We start from the raw sequence: 16,843 nt of genomic DNA, 5'->3' as shown, positions 1-16,843 counted from the left end.
TTTGGGGCGCGCCGATTCAACCGCGGATTTTCAATGTCGAGCGCGCCGCCGGCAAAAGTTTATTGCGTGAAACGGATAGGCTATGAAGCGTCGATCACCTATAGTGCGTGCGCGAAGCGTGTAGTTTTACAACATCCTATTTTCAAAAGAATTCGGTTCGGCATCACGCCGGCATAACCCGGTATGCGCAACAGGTCATTGCCCATGCCGTTCTGTTGCATATGCGAGGCCCGCGCGGAGGGGCTTTGCACCGCCGGTCTGCGGCTTGGCGTATTTGAATCGTAGTGTTAGTGGTGCGGCCGGGTGAGTAGTTTTGAGTCATCGGCAGTCGGCTTTGCCCATCATTTCGACAGAAGAAACTCACGGCAAAACAATGAGACTACATACAAAATTAATGGCTGCTCTCGCGGTGGCAAGTCCTCTGGCATACGGTCAAACCAGCGTGACGTTATATGGCCGTCTCGACGGCGGCGTGGAATATCTGAATCACATCAACAATGGCGCGGGCGGCAGTTCGAGCCGTTGGAGTGCTGAAGGCGGTGATTGGGGCACCAGCATGTTGGGCCTGAAAGGCAATGAAGATCTGGGCGGTGGGCTCAATGCGATATTCAACCTGGAAACCGGTCTGCAGATCATGAACGGCACCACCAGTGGCGGACGGTTGTGGTCACGGCGCGCGTTCGTCGGTCTGAAAGACAACCAGTGGGGTACGCTGCAAGCCGGGCGCAATCTGTTCATCGATAGCGACGGGGTGTGGGAATTCGACCCGTTCGTGCAGCAGGCATTTTCGTCGGCGTCGCTCGTGCGTGGTCGCAACTGGCAGCAGACCAGCAACAACGTCGAGTATCACAGCCCGGTGTTATGGGGCTTCGACGTCCAGGCGCAATATGCCCTCGGCAATCAGGCGGGCGCGTTCAACAGTGGTGCGGCGGGCGAGTTTGGCCGCTCCGACGGCATCATGCTCACGTATCACTCGCCGCTCTTCGACGTGCGCGGTATCTACGATGAACTGCGTGACAGTAACGGCCGCTTCAGCAACATCTTCCAGGCCTCGCGCGAATATTTCGCCGGTGCGAATGTGCATTTCGACGCGTGGAAGATCCAGGGCGCCTATACGCATTACGCGGCGCCGGACACGCCGGTGGGCGTGGCCGACAGCGCCGATCACTACTGGCTCGGCGCCACCTACAACGTCCAGTCGCGTTGGGCGGTGACGGCGGGCGGCTACTACATCAAGGTCGGCGACGGCGGTGGCGATGCCGCGCACGACCCGTCCGGTCACGCGATGATGTACGTGCTCGGCACGACCTACAACCTCTCGAAGCGCACCTTCGTGTACGGCACGGTGGGCTATGTGCGCAACGGCAGCAACTCGAATTTTTCGCTTGAAGCGTCGCCGCGCGACGCCACGAATAACACGAGTCCGCTCGCGGGCGAATCGCAAACCGGCGCGTATGTCGGGATGTTGCATCAGTTCTAACGTACCAGAACGCCTCACAAGGGAAACACAACCATTGACTCCACAAGACTCTCACGGCGAGTTCGCCGCGAGCGATGAACCGTCCACGATGACGCGCCGCCGCTGGCTGCAAGGCGCGCTCGCGTTGACGGCAGCCGGCCTGACCGGCTCGCTCACGCTCAAGGCGCTGGCCGACGACTCGGCGGCCGCGCCCATCGACGCCTTCATGACGCTGTCGCAATCCCTGACGGCCAGGTCCAGTCTCGATCGCGATGTCGGCATGCGTCTGCTAGCCGCGTTGCAGAAGTCCGCGCCCGATCTCGCGCAGCAGTTGCCGAAGCTCGCCGGTGCGCTCGCAGCCGGTTCCGCCGATGCCGCGCAACAGTCGCTCGCGCTGAAGATCATGGAAGCCTGGTATCTCGGCACGGTGGACAACGCGGTGATCACGTATGAACAGGCGCTGATGTACGACGTGGTCTCCGACACGCTGATCATTCGTTCGTACTGCCCCAACAAGCCCGGCTTCTGGGCCGCCAAACCCATCGAAAGGCAAGCTTAAGCAATGGCTGACACACAACAAGCCGATATCGTCGTTGTCGGGTCGGGCGTCGCGGGCGCGATCGTCGCGCATCAAATGGCGCTCGCGGGCAAGTCCGTGATCCTGCTCGAAGCCGGGCCGCGCATGCCGCGTTGGGAGATCGTCGAGCGCTTTCGCAATCAGCTCGACAAGTCGGATAACTCGGCGCCGTATCCGTCGAGCGCATGGGCGCCGCATCCGGAATACGGTCCGCCGAACAATTATCTGATCCTGAAGGGCGAGCACAAATTCAACTCGCAGTACATCCGCGCGGTGGGCGGCACGACGTGGCACTGGGCCGCGTCCGCCTGGCGCTTCATGCCGAACGACTTCCGCATGAAGACCACCTATGGCGTGGGCCGTGACTGGCCGATGGCATACGAAGAGCTGGAGCCGTATTACCAGCGTGCCGAAGAAGAACTCGGCGTGTGGGGTCCCACAGACGAAGAACTCGGTTCGCCACGCAGCCAGCCGTATCCGATGGCGCCACTGCCGCTGTCGTATAACGAGCAGACCATCAAGAGCAAGCTCAACGCATTCGACTCGGGTTATCACGTCGTGACTGAACCGGTCGCGCGTAACAGCCGTCCGTACGACGGCCGCCCAACCTGTTGCGGCAACAACAATTGCATGCCGATCTGCCCGATCGGCGCGATGTACAACGGCATCGTGCACGTCGAAAAGGCGGAGCAGGCCGGCGCGAAGCTGATCGACAACGCGGTCGTCTACAAGCTCGAAGTGGGTACGGACAAGCGCATTACCGCCGCGCTGTATAAGGACCCGCAGGGCAACGAGCATCGCGTGGAAGGCAAGTACTTCGTGCTCGCCGCGAACGGTATCGAAACGCCGAAGATCATGCTGATGTCCACCAGCCACGACTTCCCGAACGGGGTGGGCAATAGCTCCGACATGGTGGGCCGCAACCTGATGGACCACCCGGGCACGGGCGTCACGTTCTACGCGGACGAGAAACTCTGGCCCGGCCGCGGTCCGCAGGAAATGACCTCGCTGATCGGCTTTCGCGACGGCGCGTTCCGTGCGAACGAGGCCGCCAAGAAGATCCACTTGTCGAACCTGTCGCGCATCGATCAGGAAACGCAGAAGATTTTCAAGCAGGGCAAGCTGATCAAGCCGGCCGAACTGGACGCGCAGATTCGCGACCGTTCGGCGCGCTTTGTCGAATTCGACTGCTTCCACGAAATCCTGCCGCAGCCGCAAAACCGCATCGTGCCGAGCAAGACGGAAGTCGACGCGATCGGCATTCCGCGCCCGGAGATTACCTATGCGATCGACGATTACGTGAAGCGCGGCGCAGTCCATACGAAAGAGGTCTACGCGAACGCGGCGAAGGTGCTGGGCGGCACGGAGATCGAGTATCAGGACGAGTTCGCGCCGAACAACCACATCACGGGTGCGACGATCATGGGCAGCGACCCGCGCGATTCGGTGGTCGACAAGCATTGCCGGACCTTCGATCACCCGAACCTGTTCATCTCGAGCAGCGCGACGATGCCGACCGTCGGCACCGTCAACGTGACGCTGACCATTGCCGCACTGGCGCTCCGCATGGCCGACCAGTTGAAGAAGGAAGTTTGAACGTGCTGAAAAAGACCTTTTTCTGGCTGCTGGCCGGTGCGTTGACCTGGCCCGTGTTGGCGCCGGCCGACGATTCTGTTAGTTCGGTGAGTAGCAACGACACCGCGTTGATCAAACGCGGCGAATACCTCGCAACTGCGGGCGATTGCATGGCCTGCCATAGCACGGTCAAGGGCAAGCCGTTTGCCGGTGGCTTGCCGCTGAAAGTGCCGATGCTCGGCACGATCTATTCGAGCAACATCACGCCGGACCCGCAAACCGGTACCGGCACATGGACGCTCGCGGACTTCGATCGCGCGGTGCGCAAAGGCGTCTCGAAGGACGGCCACAATCTGTACCCAGCCATGCCGTACGTGTCCTACGCGAAGGTGAGCAATGACGACGTGAAGGCGTTGTACGCATACTTCCGTTATGGCGTCGCGCCGGTGAACGAGGTCACGCGCCAGAGCGACATTCCATGGCCGCTCAACATGCGCTGGCCGCTGACGGTATGGAACTGGCTGTTCCTGAAGAACGGCCCGTACGAAGCCAAGCCGAACCAGAGCGTTGCATGGAATCGCGGCGCGTATCTCGTGCAAGGCCTCGCGCATTGCAGCACCTGCCACACGCCACGCGGCTTCGCGATGCAGGAGAAGGCGCTCGACGAAACCGGCAGCGGCTTCCTCGGTGGCTCGGTGCTGGCGGGTTGGGATGGCTACAACATCACGTCGTCGGTCAATAGCGGCATTGGCGGGTGGAGCCACGCGCAGCTCGTGCAGTATCTGCAAACCGGCAGCGTGCCGGGCGTCGCGCAAGCGGCCGGTCCGATGGGCGAAGCCGTCGAGCACAGCTTCTCAAAGATGAGTGACGCGGATATCGACGCGATCGCCAATTACGTGCGCACGGTGCCGGCAGTGGACGGCGGCAGTTCGCAACCCCGTAGCGCATGGGGCAAGCCGTCGACTGAGGTCACGCGTTTGCGCGGCGTTGCACTGAGCGACGGCACGCTCGATCCGGCGCGCCTGTACCTCGGCAACTGTGCGACCTGCCACCAGGCGCAAGGCAAGGGCACGCCCGACGGTTACTATCCGCCGCTGCTGCACAACTCGACGGTGGGGGCGTCCAATCCGGGCAACCTCGTGCAGGTGATCCTGCACGGCGTGGCGCGTAAAACCGCGAGCAACGATGTCGGCATGCCGGCCTTCGCCACGCAGTTGAACGATGCGCAGGTCGTCACACTGACGAACTACGTGACGACGCAATTCGGTAATCCGGCGGCAACACGGGTGAGCGACAAGGACGTCGCGAAACTGCGTTAAGCGGATTGAAAGGACACGCTCTGATCGTCGGTACTGGTACAACGGGGCACTGGATGTAAAGCGCCGTGCAGTTTTGCGCGCATCGGCGCATCATCGATGGGCCTTGTGGTCCTCATGCGTTCTTTCCACGTTCTTCCACGCGAACACGGTTCGCCGGCCGCGCCGAACCAGCGCGTCCCGGCGACGTTCCAACCGCCGAACAAGGAGTGTCCCATGCAAAACGATCCCGCCCTCGACCAGCTGTGCATCAACACGATTCGCACACTATCGATGGACGCCGTGCAAAAGGCCAATTCCGGTCACCCCGGGACGCCGATGGCATTGGCGCCGGTTGCCTATCATCTGTGGCAAAACCACCTTCGCTATGATCCGGACGAGCCGCTGTGGCCGAACCGTGACCGTTTCGTGCTCTCGGTGGGGCATGCGTCGATGCTGTTGTACTCGCTGCTGCATCTGGCAAACGTGAAGGCCGTGGACGACGAGGGCAAGCTGACCGGCTCGCCCGCTGTCTCGCTCGACGATATCGAACATTTCCGCCAACTCGGCAGCAAGACGCCGGGGCACCCCGAGTACCGCCTGACCTCCGGTGTGGAAACGACCACCGGGCCGCTCGGCCAGGGGCTGGGCAATAGCGTCGGCATGGCGATGGCGGCGCGCTGGTACGAAAACCGCTTCAACAAGCCGGATGCGCCGCTGTTCGATTATCGCGTCTACGCGCTATGCGGCGACGGCGACATGATGGAAGGCATCTCGCATGAAGCGGCCTCGTTAGCCGGCCATCTGCAATTGTCTAATCTGATCTGGATCTACGACAGCAACCGCATCACCATTGAGGGCCACACCGACCTCGCTTATAGCGACGACGTGGAGAGCCGCTTCCGCGGTTACAACTGGCACACGCTGCACGTGAACGACGCGAACGATACCGCCGCGCTCGAAGCCGCGTTGGTGGAAGCGAAAAGCATCACGGACAGGCCGACGCTGATCGTGGTCCACAGCATCATCGCTTGGGGCGCGCCGCATAAGCAGGACACCTCCGCCGCGCATGGCGAAGCGCTCGGTGTCGAAGAAGTCGCGCTCACCAAGAAAGCCTATGGCTGGCCCGAGGACAAATTCTTCTACGTCCCGGCCGGCGTGCATGAACGTTTCGCGCAGGGCATCGGCGCGCGCGGCAAGGCGGCGCGAGAGGCGTGGCAGGCAAAGTACGAGGCGTACAACCAGCAGTACCCGGAACTGGCGCGCGAGTTCGCCCAGATGGAAGCGCATGAATTGCCCGCGGGCTGGGACAGCGACATCCCCACGTTCGATGCCGACCCGAAGGGCGTCGCCTCGCGCGATTCGTCGGGCAAGGTGCTGAACGCGATTGCCGCACGCGTGCCCTGGATGATCGGCGGTGCGGCCGATCTCGCGCCGTCCACCAAGACAAATCTGAAATTCGAAGGCGCCGGCAGCTTCGAACACGACAACTATGGCGGCCGCAACCTGCACTTCGGGATTCGCGAGCACGGAATGGGTGCCGCGGTGAACGGCCTCGCGTTGTCGAATATGCGGCCGTTCGGTTCGACCTTCCTGATTTTCAGCGACTACATGAAACCGCCGATTCGCCTGTCCGCGATCATGGAAGTGCCGGCCATCTACGTGTTCACGCACGATTCGATCGGCGTCGGCGAAGATGGTCCGACCCATCAGCCGATCGAGCAACTGGCGTCGCTGCGCGGCGTGCCGGGATTGACCGTGCTGCGTCCGGGCGATGCGAACGAAGTCGCGGAAGCGTGGCGCGTGGCGATGTCGCATCCGCGGCGGCCGTCGTGCATTGTCGTGTCGCGTCAGGCGTTACCGACCCTGGACCGCAGCCGCTATGCGTCAGCGAAAGGCGTGGAGAAGGGCGCGTATGTGCTCGCCGATGCGCCTGACGGGCAGAAGCCTGAGGTGATGTTGCTCGCCACGGGCAGCGAATTGTCGCTGTGTGTCGACGCCTACGAGAAGCTCAAGAGCGAAGGGATCGCGGCGCGGGTGGTGTCGATGCCGTCGTGGGACATCTTCGAGCAACAGGATGCGGCCTATCAGGACTCGGTGCTGCTGCCCGATGTGGAGGCGCGCGTCGCGGTCGAACAGGCGGCGGCGCTGGGTTGGGACCGCTATGTCGGGCGGCTCGGCGGGCTGGTGGTGATGCATTCGTTCGGCGCCTCCGCGCCGTTCGCCGACCTGAAGAAGAAGTTTGGCTTCACGTCCGAGCACGTGTATGAGGTGGCGAAGCAGCAGATCGCACGGGTGAAGGAAAAGGGCAGCAAGGCTTAGGCCGTGTTGGCAGACGTTCGCACCGGTATCACGGCTGAGCGAACGTCTGCCTCGCTGCAATTCCAGGCTTGCCGGCCGTGCCATCGCGCGTGTTGCGATGGCATCGCGCTGAGTTGCAACAGCGGGGCACGAGCGAGATACCCGCGGGGTAGCAGAGGAGTGACAGCCAGCTATCCCGCACAAACCCGATGAGCCACGGGCACTCAATCCTGTTGCTGGCTCAACACCCGCTGCAATTCTCGCGGATCGACCGGCTTGGTGAAGTGATGGTCGAAGCCGGCCTCTTCAGCGGTCTGCTTGTCCTGCTGCTGGCCCCAACCGGTGACGGCGATCAGCAGCATGCCGGCGTCGCGATGATCCTGGCGAATGCGCCGCGCCACTTCATAGCCGTTCAGGCTCGGCAAGCCGATATCGAGTATCACCGCCCGCGGCGCGAATTCGCCGATCAGTTGCAGCCCGGCAATGCCGTCACCGGCCGTGCGTACCTCGTGGCCTTCGAGTTCGAGCACCATGGCGAGGCTATCGGCGGCGTCCGTATTGTCGTCGACGATCACGACGCGCAACCCCGCCGTGTGCGGCACCTCGGACGGCGCACTATGCGACGGCTCCGGGGTCGCTTTCGATAGCGGCAGACGGATCACGAACTCGCTGCCGCTGCCCGGACCGTTGCTGAACGCGGCGACCGTACCGCCGTGAAGTTCGGCGAGGCCGCGCACCAACGCGAGGCCGATGCCGAGCCCGCCTTGCGAGCGCTCCAGCGCCGGGGCGAGTTGCGAAAACATTTCGAACACGCTGTCCAGATGCTCGCTCGGAATACCGATGCCGGAATCGCGCACGACGATCACGGCTTCGTCGCCTTCGCGCTCCGCGGTGAGCGAGATGTTGCCGCCAGGCGGCGTGTACTTGGCGGCGTTGTTCAGCAGGTTCAGGATCATCTGCGAGAGGCGTGTGGGATCGGCGTCGAGGTAGAGCGGCTCGCGCGGCAACGTCACGCTCAGATGATGTGCCGACGCCTGCACGGTGGGCCGCGCCGCTTCCATGGCGGATTGCATCGCGCGCGCGAGTTCGAGCCGCTGCTTGCGCAATTCGAGCTTGCCCTGCGTGATGCGCGACACTTCCAGCAGGTCGTCGACCAGATGCGTCATGTGTTGCAATTGCCGGTCGAACACGTCGCGAGACCAGCTCAGTTGCGGGTCGGCGAATTCCTTCAGACGCAGGATTTCGAGCACATTGCGCATCGGCGCGAGCGGGTTGCGCAACTCATGCGCGAGCGTGGCGAGAAATTCGTCCTTGCGGCGATCGGCCTTTGAGAGTTCCAGATTCAGACGCTGCAATTGCTGTTCGGCACGCCTGCGCCGGGTGATGTCGCGGCTCACGCTCACCGCGCCGTAGATGTCGCCGCGGGCGTTCGCGAGCGGCTTGACCACCGTTTCACAAACCCCGCGTGTGCCGTCGCGCCGCACGAAAGTCAATTCGCTGCGCCACGTGCCGTCGGCGGCGAGGGCGGCGAGCGCTTCCCGGCGGATGCGTAACGCATCTTCCGGCGGATGGAACATCGCGATCGGCTTGCCGAGAATTTCGCGCATGCGGTAACCCAGCATGCGCTCGCCACCGGCGTTGAAATCGGTGATGTTGCCTCTCAGGTCGGTGATGACGATCGCGTCGCTCAGGTGCTCAAAAATCGCTGCCTGGCGTAGCAGTACAGTTTGCGCGTCCTTGCGTTCGGTGACGTCGATGCCGAGGCCGTAGATCGTCAGCGGCTCGCCCTGGCGGTCGTAGGTGGCGCGACCGCGGCCTTCCATCCAGCACCAGTCTCCACTTGCATGCCGGAAGCGAAATTCGGCGACGTAGTCGTCGCCGCTTGCCACGGCATGGTCGACCGCCTCGTTGAGCGCAATCAGATCGCCGGGATGAATCAATTCGAAAAAACCGCCAGGCATTGTCGCAAAACGTCCTTCGGCATAGCCCGCGAGCGCTTCCAGTTCGCGGCTCCACCAGAATGCGCCTGACTTCGGCTCTTGCGACCACGCACCCATGCGTGCCCCGCGCATGGCGAGGCTCAGCACGTCACGGCTTTCCTGTAGTTCTTTCTGCGCAAGTTGATGCGCGGCGACAGAGGCTTCTGCGTTGCGGCGCGCTAGCAGCAGCTCCTGCTCGTACTTGTGACGATCCGCGACGATCAGCACCGCCACTTCGAGGTAGCTGCTTTCGCCGTTATCGCGACGCACCGCGTTGAGCAGCATCGGCACCATGTGGCCGTCCCGATGCAGCATGTTCAGTTTGACCTCGGCCACCGAACCCTGCATATCCAGCAGTGGCAATCCGTGCGTCTGATAGAACACCTTGCCGCCGGCGGTCAGCAGATCCTGAATGTGCATCGCCTCGGTGAGCTCCGCCGCCTGATAGCCGAGCCAGCCGCAGAAGGTTGCGTTCACGCGCAGGATCCGCCCGTCGGTAGCGGTCACGAGCAGGCCGCAGGCGGCGTGCTCGAACAAGGCATCGGAGGAGGGCAACGGACGGTGCGTGCTTTGCATCGTCTTACAGACTCATCGGCTCGAGAAAGGCGGCAAGGTTCGAGGACCCGCTGCCCGAATTTTTTATGTTGTTGCGCGTGCTGGTGCTCATTGTCGAGTCCTGTGGCCTGCCGGGCTATGCGACGAATACGCCAGGCCCGGTATCTATGGGAATGTTACCGCAGTATGAAGGTTTTTATCGAAAGCCGTGCGGGATAACCCGTAAGCAGGATTCCTTAACACGATACCGCTTTCCGACTAATTCCGTGTGTGCTTTAAACCGAAGTTGGCGTGTTTTCCCCAACTTGAAGTGACTATATTCGCCCGTATATAGCGGGCTGATGATGTCGAGGTGAACACGAAGTTATGCGCAATGCACGCAGCAAGGGCGGCATGCACGACGGAAGTGCGTTTCATCCATATTTCAACGCAACATCCCGTGTTTGCGCACGGTGTATGGGGATGAGTCAAGAGAGCATAAATCAGGAAGCGGCAGTTCGCCCAGTGAGCTATGGTGGTGAGGTAAAGCGTGTGCGGCGGTGCGTCGGGCGTAGCGTGGCGAAAACCGATGCGAATGCCTCGCGAGCGATAAGCGTTCGCGGCGCGGCGGGAGCGAATCTTGCGAGCATATTACTCAGTGCCCAAAGACGGCACTAAGAAGAAACCAGGGAGAATACGGTGACGTTCGACGACAGAATGGACGAGAACGATGACGTCGTGGTCTGGCGTCCTATTCAGTATGCGATGGCATCCAACCGTCGCGTGCTCGTGGTCGACGATTACCTTGAAGCGGCCGAAGCGCTACAGATGCTCCTGAATGCAGATGGCTTCGAGTGCCGCGCGCTGGAAGATCCATTCGCCGTGTGCGGCATGGCCTGTGAGTGGCAGCCGTTCGCCATTGTGCTCGACATCAAGATGCCCGGCCTCGACGGGCTTGAGCTGGCTCGCCGCCTGCGGGCCAACGCGTCGACGTCGGACATGCTGCTCGTGGCCTGTACGGCTTTTGCATCGCGCGAAGACCGGGCCCGTGCCAGGGCAGCGGGTTTCGACGCGCATTGTGCCAAACCCCTGACGCCGGAGCGCCTCTTACGCTTGCTCGAGTCGGCTGCCGCGATGCATGCCGTCGGGCCGCCGTAAACTTGGCGTCGTGGTTGAAAAAGCTTGAACCGTTTAAAAAATGTTTAATGACGCTTTCCCGTAGTTGCAGTCAATCGCGGCAAGCGATCGGATGCACACAATTCGCTACGGCGCACTCTTAAGCAAAAACCCCTGGCACAAAGCGCATTATCCGCGTCGTATGGCCACAACACGCGGCATACCCGGTGCGTCAATCGGCTGCGATATCCTCTCCGCTTAACCGGTCCAGCAGACGTACACTTGGCCCGCGTCATTCGTGTTCCCACTCATGTTCACGGCGAACGTATCGCGTGCAGTGCCTGCACGCGACGTCCGGGTGTTTCTCCCTATGGAGAACAGCGGAAGTGCGGTAAATTCCGGGGAGGGAAATAGCGCACGAACAACGCGGGGCCCGTTGTGACCTGCCACCCCGACCTATACCCCTCTTTCATGGAGATCGTGACCGTGCAACGTGCGGAGCGTGTCGCAGTCGATTTCCCCATGCCGTCGCGTAATTTCGCGGCGACGCGGCGCGTGCTTCTGATCGTGCTTGCCGTTTCGATTGTTTTTCCTTTGGCCTGCCTCGCGGGTTATGGGTATTTCGATTACCAGCGCCGCATTGCCGATTCGAACGACATGATCGACCGGCTCGCGCGCGTGACCGAGGAACAGGCCGTCAAGGTGCTGGACCTCAATCAGCAGATGGCCTCGCGCATTGTCGACCTGCTCGGCAACGACGACGACGCACAGATTCGCGCGCAGCAAGCCGGGTTGCACGACCGTCTGCGGCAAATCGGTGGCGATTTCCCGCAGGTCGCGTCGATATACCTGCTTGGCGCGAATGGCGATTTGCTGGTGTCGAGCCGCACGTATCCGGCGCCGGTCATGTCGACGCGTCGGCGCGACGACTTCGATGCCGCCAAGGCGATGCGGCCGCAGCCATTTTTCTCACAGTCCATGTTCGGGCCGCTGTCGCAAACCAATGTGTTCAACACGGCGATTGGCCGCTCGGGCGAGAATGGGCAATTTCTCGGTGTGGTGTCCGTCGCGCTGCGCACCGAGTACTTTTCGCGCTTCTACCGTGAGCTGACGAATGGCGATACATCGCTCTCGTTGGGGCTGTACCGCCAGGACGGCAGTCTGCTGGTGCGTTATCCGGTGTGGCCCGCGGGCGCCAAACCCACCCAGCAGAGCGCATTCACCGCGGCATTGCGCGACAAACAGGTATTCGGTCACATCCGTCTGACTTCCACAGTTGACGGTGTCGAACGGTTGCTGGCGTTTCGCCGGGTCGGCGACTATCCGCTCTATGTCATGAGCGCGTATGCGACGGCATCGATCGGCGACGCGTGGCGCGAGCACTTCATGGCAATCGCGGCGATCACGGCCGTGCCTTGCGTCGCGATCTGGCTGCTGGTGTTTTTCTCGTTGCGCCAGCTCGCCGGCGAGCGCCGCGCGTGGGAACGCTGGCAAGGCGAAGTGGCCATGCGTCTTTCCGCGGAGGCGTCGAGCCGGCAATTACAGCGCATGGGCGCGCTCGGCAATCTCGTCGCCAACGTCGCGCACGACTTCAACAACCTGCTGATGGTGGTGTCAGCCAACACTGAACTGGCGCGTTTGAAGCGCTATAACAACCTGGAAAAAGAAGTGCAAGCCGTTGAACGCGCTACCGCCACGGCGGAATCGCTCACGCGGCAGCTCCTGAGCGTGGCGAAGAAGCAGCCGCTCAAGCAGGAGCCGGTCAACCTCGCTACATGGCTGCCAAGCGCCGCGCCGCTGATCGACGCAGCGCTTGGCGACAACATTGAAATGGCCTTGAACATGGTCGATAACGTCTGGCAGGTGCTGGCCGATTCGACCGACCTCGAATTCGCGATCATGAATCTGGCGGTCAACGCGCGCGATGCGATGCCGCGCGGCGGCCGCTTCGTGATCCGTTGTCAGAACAACCGTCTGGTGGGCAGCGACACTTTACTGCCCGACGGTGAATACGTGCTGATCACCTGCTCCGACGACGGCGCGGGCATGCCTGAAGCCGTCGTTCGTCGCGCGTTCGAGCCGCTGTTCACCACCAAGCTGCGCGGCTCGGGTACCGGCCTCGGCCTCGCCCAGGTTCTCGCCATGTGCGAACAGGCGGGCGGCACGGCCAAAATCGACAGCGTGCCGGGAAGTGGCACGACGGTCAGACTTTATTTACCGCGCTATCGTGAGCGGCGGAAAGCATTGGTGCCCGACGTAGAAGCGGCGCACCAGCCGGCGCCGGCTTCAAAGGGCATCGTGCTGCTGGTGGAAGACAACGAAGACGTGGCGGCGGGCGTAGCCGCCGTGCTGGAAACCTTCGGCTGCGAAGTGCGCCACGAGCCGAACGCCGACCAGGCGCTCGACGTGCTGACCGGCGGCGCGAAGTTTGAACTGGTGCTGTCCGACATCCAGATGCCGGGCAAACTCAACGGCATCGACCTCGCGGAAAAGGTACGCAGCGCGTGGCCCGCGCAGAAAATCGCGCTGATGACCGGCTACGCCGACGAACTCGAACGGGCGCGCCGGCTCGGCGTAGCGATACTCGCCAAACCCTTCAACATCGACGAGCTTCACGCCCTGGTGGTTTGCGAACCCTGAAGCGCTCGCCGTAGTGGCTAGTTCTTTTCCTGCGCTGCGTCGTACTTGCCGAGCGCCGCCGCGCTGTTCAATATGTGCGTGACGCCCAGGTCAGAGCGAAGCGAAAGCCTCGGTGATCTCCGTGGCGTTAGCCGGGCGCACGATGCGTGTGACTTCGGCGCCATCGCGCATAAAGATCAGCGTGGGCCAGAGTTTGACCTTGAAGGAGCGGCCGAGCGGGCGGCCAGGGCCGTCTTCGACTTTGAGATGCCGGATGCCGGTATGGGGTTCGAAGGCTTTGGCAATCACCGCTTGCGCGCCTTGGCAGTAGCCGCACCAGTTCGTGCCGAATTCTATGACCGTGGTGCCCGGCAGGACGTCGACTTCGGCCCGCGACGGCGCTTGAGGGGAATAGGGTGTTTGGGTTGCCATGGGTGCTCCGGTGCCTTTTTACCGTCGCAGACAGGGTTTCCGCTTGCGCGGGGCCTCGCTGCGCGTGGATTGGGTAAAGAGTAGCAGCTATGGCCGAGATCGTCAGCGAGGAGGCAGGGGTGTTTTCCCATGCAGGATGGGCTTTCATCGATATCTGACCCGCAGCGGCTCAGCCCGAAGCGCAAGGCAAGCCAGTCATCTCGCGCATTGCTCAGCCGCCAACGCCAGCGCATCCTGCCCAGCGGAGTTCTGGAAAAAATCCTCGACACTGACGTGCTGCTCATCCGCCAGCGCTTGCAAGCAGTGCTCGTTATTACTGCGCACGGCAGCGGGTGCGCAAGCAATCGCGATGCCCAGCAGGATACAAAGCGACATCCCGATGGCGGCACCGAAAATCCAGTTCGCCGAACCCCGCGTACCGCCTGAAAATCTTCCCGTGGCCTTGCGGGTTGTCGCATTGCGCTGACTCACCAGATGGTCCATCCGATTCTCCCTTATATGATTAGCAAGACAACTATCGGATTAAAAAAACACCTTATCCAAGCGCTTTTCGCACGCCGTGCATTGACGTAACGGCCGCCTCAAACAACTCCGGCCCGATCCTGGCGCGTAGATTCTTCGCAATTTGCGCGCTGGCTTCGTTAATCGGCCGCTCGAGCGCTTTGCCCGCCCGTGTGGCATGCACACGCCATTCGCGGCCGTCGGTTTCGCCCTGGCGGCGCTCCACCAGTCCCTTGTCGCTCAGGTTATCGATCAGCCGCGTCGCAGTAGGGCGGGCAATGCCCAGCAGATCCGCCACCTGGCTACTCAGGCAACCGGGCGTGGCCAACACGACGCGCAGCACGAAACCCTGGGGTGGCGTCAGCCCGAATTCGGCGTACACGGCACCCCATTCGCGCTCGGCAAGCCGCGCCAATGCGGAAGAATTGAAGTAAAGGCAATGATCGAACATGGCCTCCATTGAAACGCAATATGGTTAGCAAGGCAACTAAAATTTAGTGCGCCGCGCCAGGAGATGCCGGCGGGTGCGTCGTCGCACAAATTTCACGCAAACGCATGTTCTTGCCAGCGTGACATGTTAAACGTCATGATTCGCATCTCGATGCATCATCGCGTTCAGGATCAGGAAAGGAAATGGCGGAAAGGATCTACCTTCAGCGGCCCGGCAAGGACGAAACCGTCGCGGTCGCCACGGGTTTCAGTTGGGGTGCATTGCTGTTGGGCTTCATCTGGGCAATGTCGAAGAGAATGTGGTTTGCCACTTTCGTCATGCTGGCAGTCAATACGCTGCTGTTTTTCTCGGGTTTGTGGGGTGAAACGATCGGCACGATCGGACTGATATTGTCCGTGCTGTTCGGCATCGGTTGTGGTGTCTATGGCAATCAGTGGCACCGCTGGACGCTCGAAAAGCGCGGATACGTTGTCGTGCACCCGGCGGGTGAGGGCAAGTAGCGTCGTCTATGCCGCCAGTTCGTCCGCAACGGCGCGCAATATAAATGTGGGATGCAGGGACGCAGGTTTACGGACCCGCAAGGTAGGCCGATAATGCCCCAGTTGTTCCGGCCACGAAGTCTGCGGTGCGCATCGTGCGTCGCAGGCTCGCTTTCCCTGACCCACCGCCCCCGTGTTGAAAACCGCCCGTTTTTTCGACCTGCTGCGCATCCCTGGCTTCAAGCCGCTGGCCGCCGCCACCCTCATGCTCGGTGTGGCGATGTCGTTCACCGCTCCCTATCTGTCGCTATTCGGCGTTGAACGCGCCGGCATGACACCGCTCAAGCTCGGCATCTTCATGACGCTGATCGCCGCCAGCGGGGTGCTCGCCAGCACCTTCGCCGGCCGTTGGAGCGATGCGAGCGGAAGGCACCGGCCGTTGTTGCTGGCGGCGCTGGTGGCCGCCGCACTCGGCTACCTCTGTCTATGCGTGGTGCGTGACTACCGGCTGTTGCTGGCGGTTGGCATTGTCTTTATCGGCGCGGGGGGCTCGGCCATCTCGATGGTGTTCTCGTTCAGCCGCGCGACGCTGCCGGTGCCGGACCCCGCGGAGCGCGCGTTCGCCAGCGCCACCTTGCGGACCATCCTGTCGGCGGCGTGGGTGTTCGGGCCATCGGTGGGCGCGCTGGTGCTCGCCGGCACCGGCTTCTATGGGCTCTTCCTGTTCGCGGCGGCGAGTTTCGCGGCCTGCGCGACCATTGTCTGGCGCATGCGGGAGCCGCAAGGCCATCTGGGCGATCACACCGTGGAAGACACAGCCTCGGAGCCTTCAGCCTCGATCACCGTGCCGCCGCTCACCGCACCCGGCGAAGAGGCGCACGAAGACCTGCCGGGCGTCGCCTCGCAAAACGACATCCGCCGCGCCGTGGCCGCGCTCACCTTGCTCGGTCTTGCTGCGAACGCCACCATGATCGTGCTGCCGCTTTACATCGTGCACGGCCTGAACGGCACGCATCTGGATGTGTCGATCATGCTCGGCTTCGGCGCCCTGGTGGAGATTCCGATGATGCTCGCGCTCGGCGCGAAGTCGTCGACGCTGCACAAGCCTAACTGGCTGGCCGCCTGCGCGGCGGTTCACGCCGTGTATTTCATCGCGATGTCGCTGGCGGGGAGCGTCCACGTGCTGATCCCGATGCAGATGCTCAATGCATTCGTGGTCGCGGTGACTTCGTGCCTCGGCATGACCTACGTGCAGGACCTGATGCCGCAGTCGCCGGGCCGCGCAACCGCGCTGTTCTTCAATGCCGCGCGGGTCGGCTCGATTCTCTCCGGCGTGTTGTCGGGTTTGCTGGTGCAGGCGTTCAGCTATCGCGGCACGTTCCTGTTCTGCAGTTTGCTGGCGCTTTGCGCGCTGGCGCTATTTGCCGTGCCGGGTTACCGCTATCCGCAGATGTGGCGCGCGGTGCGGCGTTTCGCGCGCACGCAATACGGGAAGGTTCAGGCACGGCGGCGATAGGCGCACGGT

General features: G+C 62.3%; 13 protein-coding genes. 9 read left to right on the top strand and 4 right to left on the bottom strand.

Features of this window, described 5'->3' with window-relative positions; genetic code table 11:
* Positions 1 to 394 precede the first annotated feature (394 nt).
* The 5 genes from GNZ12_RS14880 (at position 395) to tkt (ending at position 7,228) form a co-directional block, all read left to right on the top strand.
* Positions 395 to 1,480, top strand: coding sequence for a porin (locus GNZ12_RS14880; protein WP_172311063.1), 1,086 nt, complete (start codon positions 395 to 397; stop codon positions 1,478 to 1,480).
* 88 nt (positions 1,481 to 1,568) lie between these two features.
* Positions 1,569 to 2,018, top strand: coding sequence for a sugar dehydrogenase complex small subunit (locus GNZ12_RS14875; protein ID WP_172311062.1), 450 nt, complete (start codon positions 1,569 to 1,571; stop codon positions 2,016 to 2,018).
* A 3-nt stretch (positions 2,019 to 2,021) separates the two neighbouring features.
* A complete protein-coding gene (locus GNZ12_RS14870) occupies positions 2,022 to 3,632 on the top strand; it encodes a GMC family oxidoreductase (RefSeq protein WP_172311038.1) in 1,611 nt (536 codons plus the stop codon).
* Positions 3,633 to 3,634: 2 nt separating this feature from the next.
* Positions 3,635 to 4,930 (top strand): c-type cytochrome, encoded by a 1,296-nt coding sequence (locus GNZ12_RS14865; protein ID WP_172311037.1) that lies wholly within the window; start codon positions 3,635 to 3,637, stop codon positions 4,928 to 4,930.
* A 213-nt stretch (positions 4,931 to 5,143) separates the two neighbouring features.
* Entirely contained in the window at positions 5,144 to 7,228 is a 2,085-nt protein-coding gene (gene tkt / locus GNZ12_RS14860) for a transketolase (RefSeq protein WP_172311036.1), read from the top strand.
* Between the two features lie 203 nt (positions 7,229 to 7,431).
* On the opposite strand, the gene GNZ12_RS14855 is transcribed toward tkt, so the two are convergent.
* Positions 7,432 to 9,762, bottom strand: a complete 2,331-nt coding sequence (locus GNZ12_RS14855; RefSeq protein ID WP_172311035.1) for a hybrid sensor histidine kinase/response regulator — start codon at positions 9,760 to 9,762, stop codon at positions 7,432 to 7,434.
* Between the two features lie 657 nt (positions 9,763 to 10,419).
* Between GNZ12_RS14855 and GNZ12_RS14850 the strand changes: the two genes are divergently transcribed.
* Positions 10,420 to 10,878 carry a response regulator gene (locus GNZ12_RS14850; RefSeq protein WP_172311034.1) on the top strand — a complete coding sequence of 153 codons (459 nt, stop codon included), beginning with the start codon at positions 10,420 to 10,422 and terminating at the stop codon, positions 10,876 to 10,878.
* Positions 10,879 to 11,322: 444 nt separating this feature from the next.
* Complete coding sequence (locus GNZ12_RS14845; protein ID WP_172311061.1) at positions 11,323 to 13,476, top strand: hybrid sensor histidine kinase/response regulator; 2,154 nt, start codon at positions 11,323 to 11,325, stop codon at positions 13,474 to 13,476.
* Between the two features lie 90 nt (positions 13,477 to 13,566).
* Here GNZ12_RS14845 and GNZ12_RS14840 read toward each other — a convergent pair whose 3' ends face one another.
* The 3 genes from GNZ12_RS14840 to GNZ12_RS14830 all read right to left on the bottom strand — a co-directional run bounded on the left by GNZ12_RS14840 (position 13,567) and on the right by GNZ12_RS14830 (position 14,839).
* Complete coding sequence (locus tag GNZ12_RS14840) at positions 13,567 to 13,887, bottom strand: thioredoxin family protein (RefSeq protein ID WP_172311033.1); 321 nt, start codon at positions 13,885 to 13,887, stop codon at positions 13,567 to 13,569.
* 195 nt (positions 13,888 to 14,082) lie between these two features.
* Positions 14,083 to 14,370, bottom strand: a complete 288-nt coding sequence (locus GNZ12_RS14835; protein WP_172311032.1) for a hypothetical protein — start codon at positions 14,368 to 14,370, stop codon at positions 14,083 to 14,085.
* A gap of 52 nt (positions 14,371 to 14,422) precedes the next feature.
* Complete coding sequence (locus GNZ12_RS14830) at positions 14,423 to 14,839, bottom strand: MarR family winged helix-turn-helix transcriptional regulator (RefSeq protein ID WP_172311031.1); 417 nt, start codon at positions 14,837 to 14,839, stop codon at positions 14,423 to 14,425.
* Between the two features lie 182 nt (positions 14,840 to 15,021).
* Here GNZ12_RS14830 and GNZ12_RS14825 point away from each other — a divergent pair, with 182 nt between their 5' ends.
* Both GNZ12_RS14825 and GNZ12_RS14820 read left to right on the top strand, forming a co-directional pair.
* Positions 15,022 to 15,339: a DUF2628 domain-containing protein gene (locus tag GNZ12_RS14825; protein ID WP_172311030.1), complete on the top strand. Its 318-nt coding sequence runs from the start codon at positions 15,022 to 15,024 to the stop codon at positions 15,337 to 15,339.
* A 172-nt stretch (positions 15,340 to 15,511) separates the two neighbouring features.
* Positions 15,512 to 16,834 (top strand): sugar efflux transporter, encoded by a 1,323-nt coding sequence (locus GNZ12_RS14820; RefSeq protein ID WP_172311029.1) that lies wholly within the window; start codon positions 15,512 to 15,514, stop codon positions 16,832 to 16,834.
* Positions 16,835 to 16,843: the final 9 nt, after the last annotated feature.

The sequence above is a fragment of the Paraburkholderia solitsugae genome (genome assembly GCF_013177695.1).
Classification (GTDB): domain Bacteria; phylum Pseudomonadota; class Gammaproteobacteria; order Burkholderiales; family Burkholderiaceae; genus Paraburkholderia; species Paraburkholderia solitsugae.
The sequence above is the reverse complement of the archived record's forward strand: the minus strand, read 5'-3'. Positions and strand labels throughout refer to the sequence as shown.

Coding starts and splice junctions, on each gene's coding strand:
- GNZ12_RS14880 (WP_172311063.1), top strand. CDS start 395: ATGGCTGCTCTCGCGGTGGCAAGTCCTCTGGCATACGGTCAAACCAGC.
- GNZ12_RS14875 (WP_172311062.1), top strand. CDS start 1,569: ATGACGCGCCGCCGCTGGCTGCAAGGCGCGCTCGCGTTGACGGCAGCC.
- GNZ12_RS14870 (WP_172311038.1), top strand. CDS start 2,022: ATGGCTGACACACAACAAGCCGATATCGTCGTTGTCGGGTCGGGCGTC.
- tkt (WP_172311036.1), top strand. CDS start 5,144: ATGCAAAACGATCCCGCCCTCGACCAGCTGTGCATCAACACGATTCGC.
- GNZ12_RS14855 (WP_172311035.1), bottom strand. CDS start 9,762: ATGCAAAGCACGCACCGTCCGTTGCCCTCCTCCGATGCCTTGTTCGAG.
- GNZ12_RS14840 (WP_172311033.1), bottom strand. CDS start 13,887: ATGGCAACCCAAACACCCTATTCCCCTCAAGCGCCGTCGCGGGCCGAA.
- GNZ12_RS14835 (WP_172311032.1), bottom strand. CDS start 14,370: ATGGACCATCTGGTGAGTCAGCGCAATGCGACAACCCGCAAGGCCACG.
- GNZ12_RS14830 (WP_172311031.1), bottom strand. CDS start 14,839: ATGTTCGATCATTGCCTTTACTTCAATTCTTCCGCATTGGCGCGGCTT.
- GNZ12_RS14825 (WP_172311030.1), top strand. CDS start 15,022: ATGGCGGAAAGGATCTACCTTCAGCGGCCCGGCAAGGACGAAACCGTC.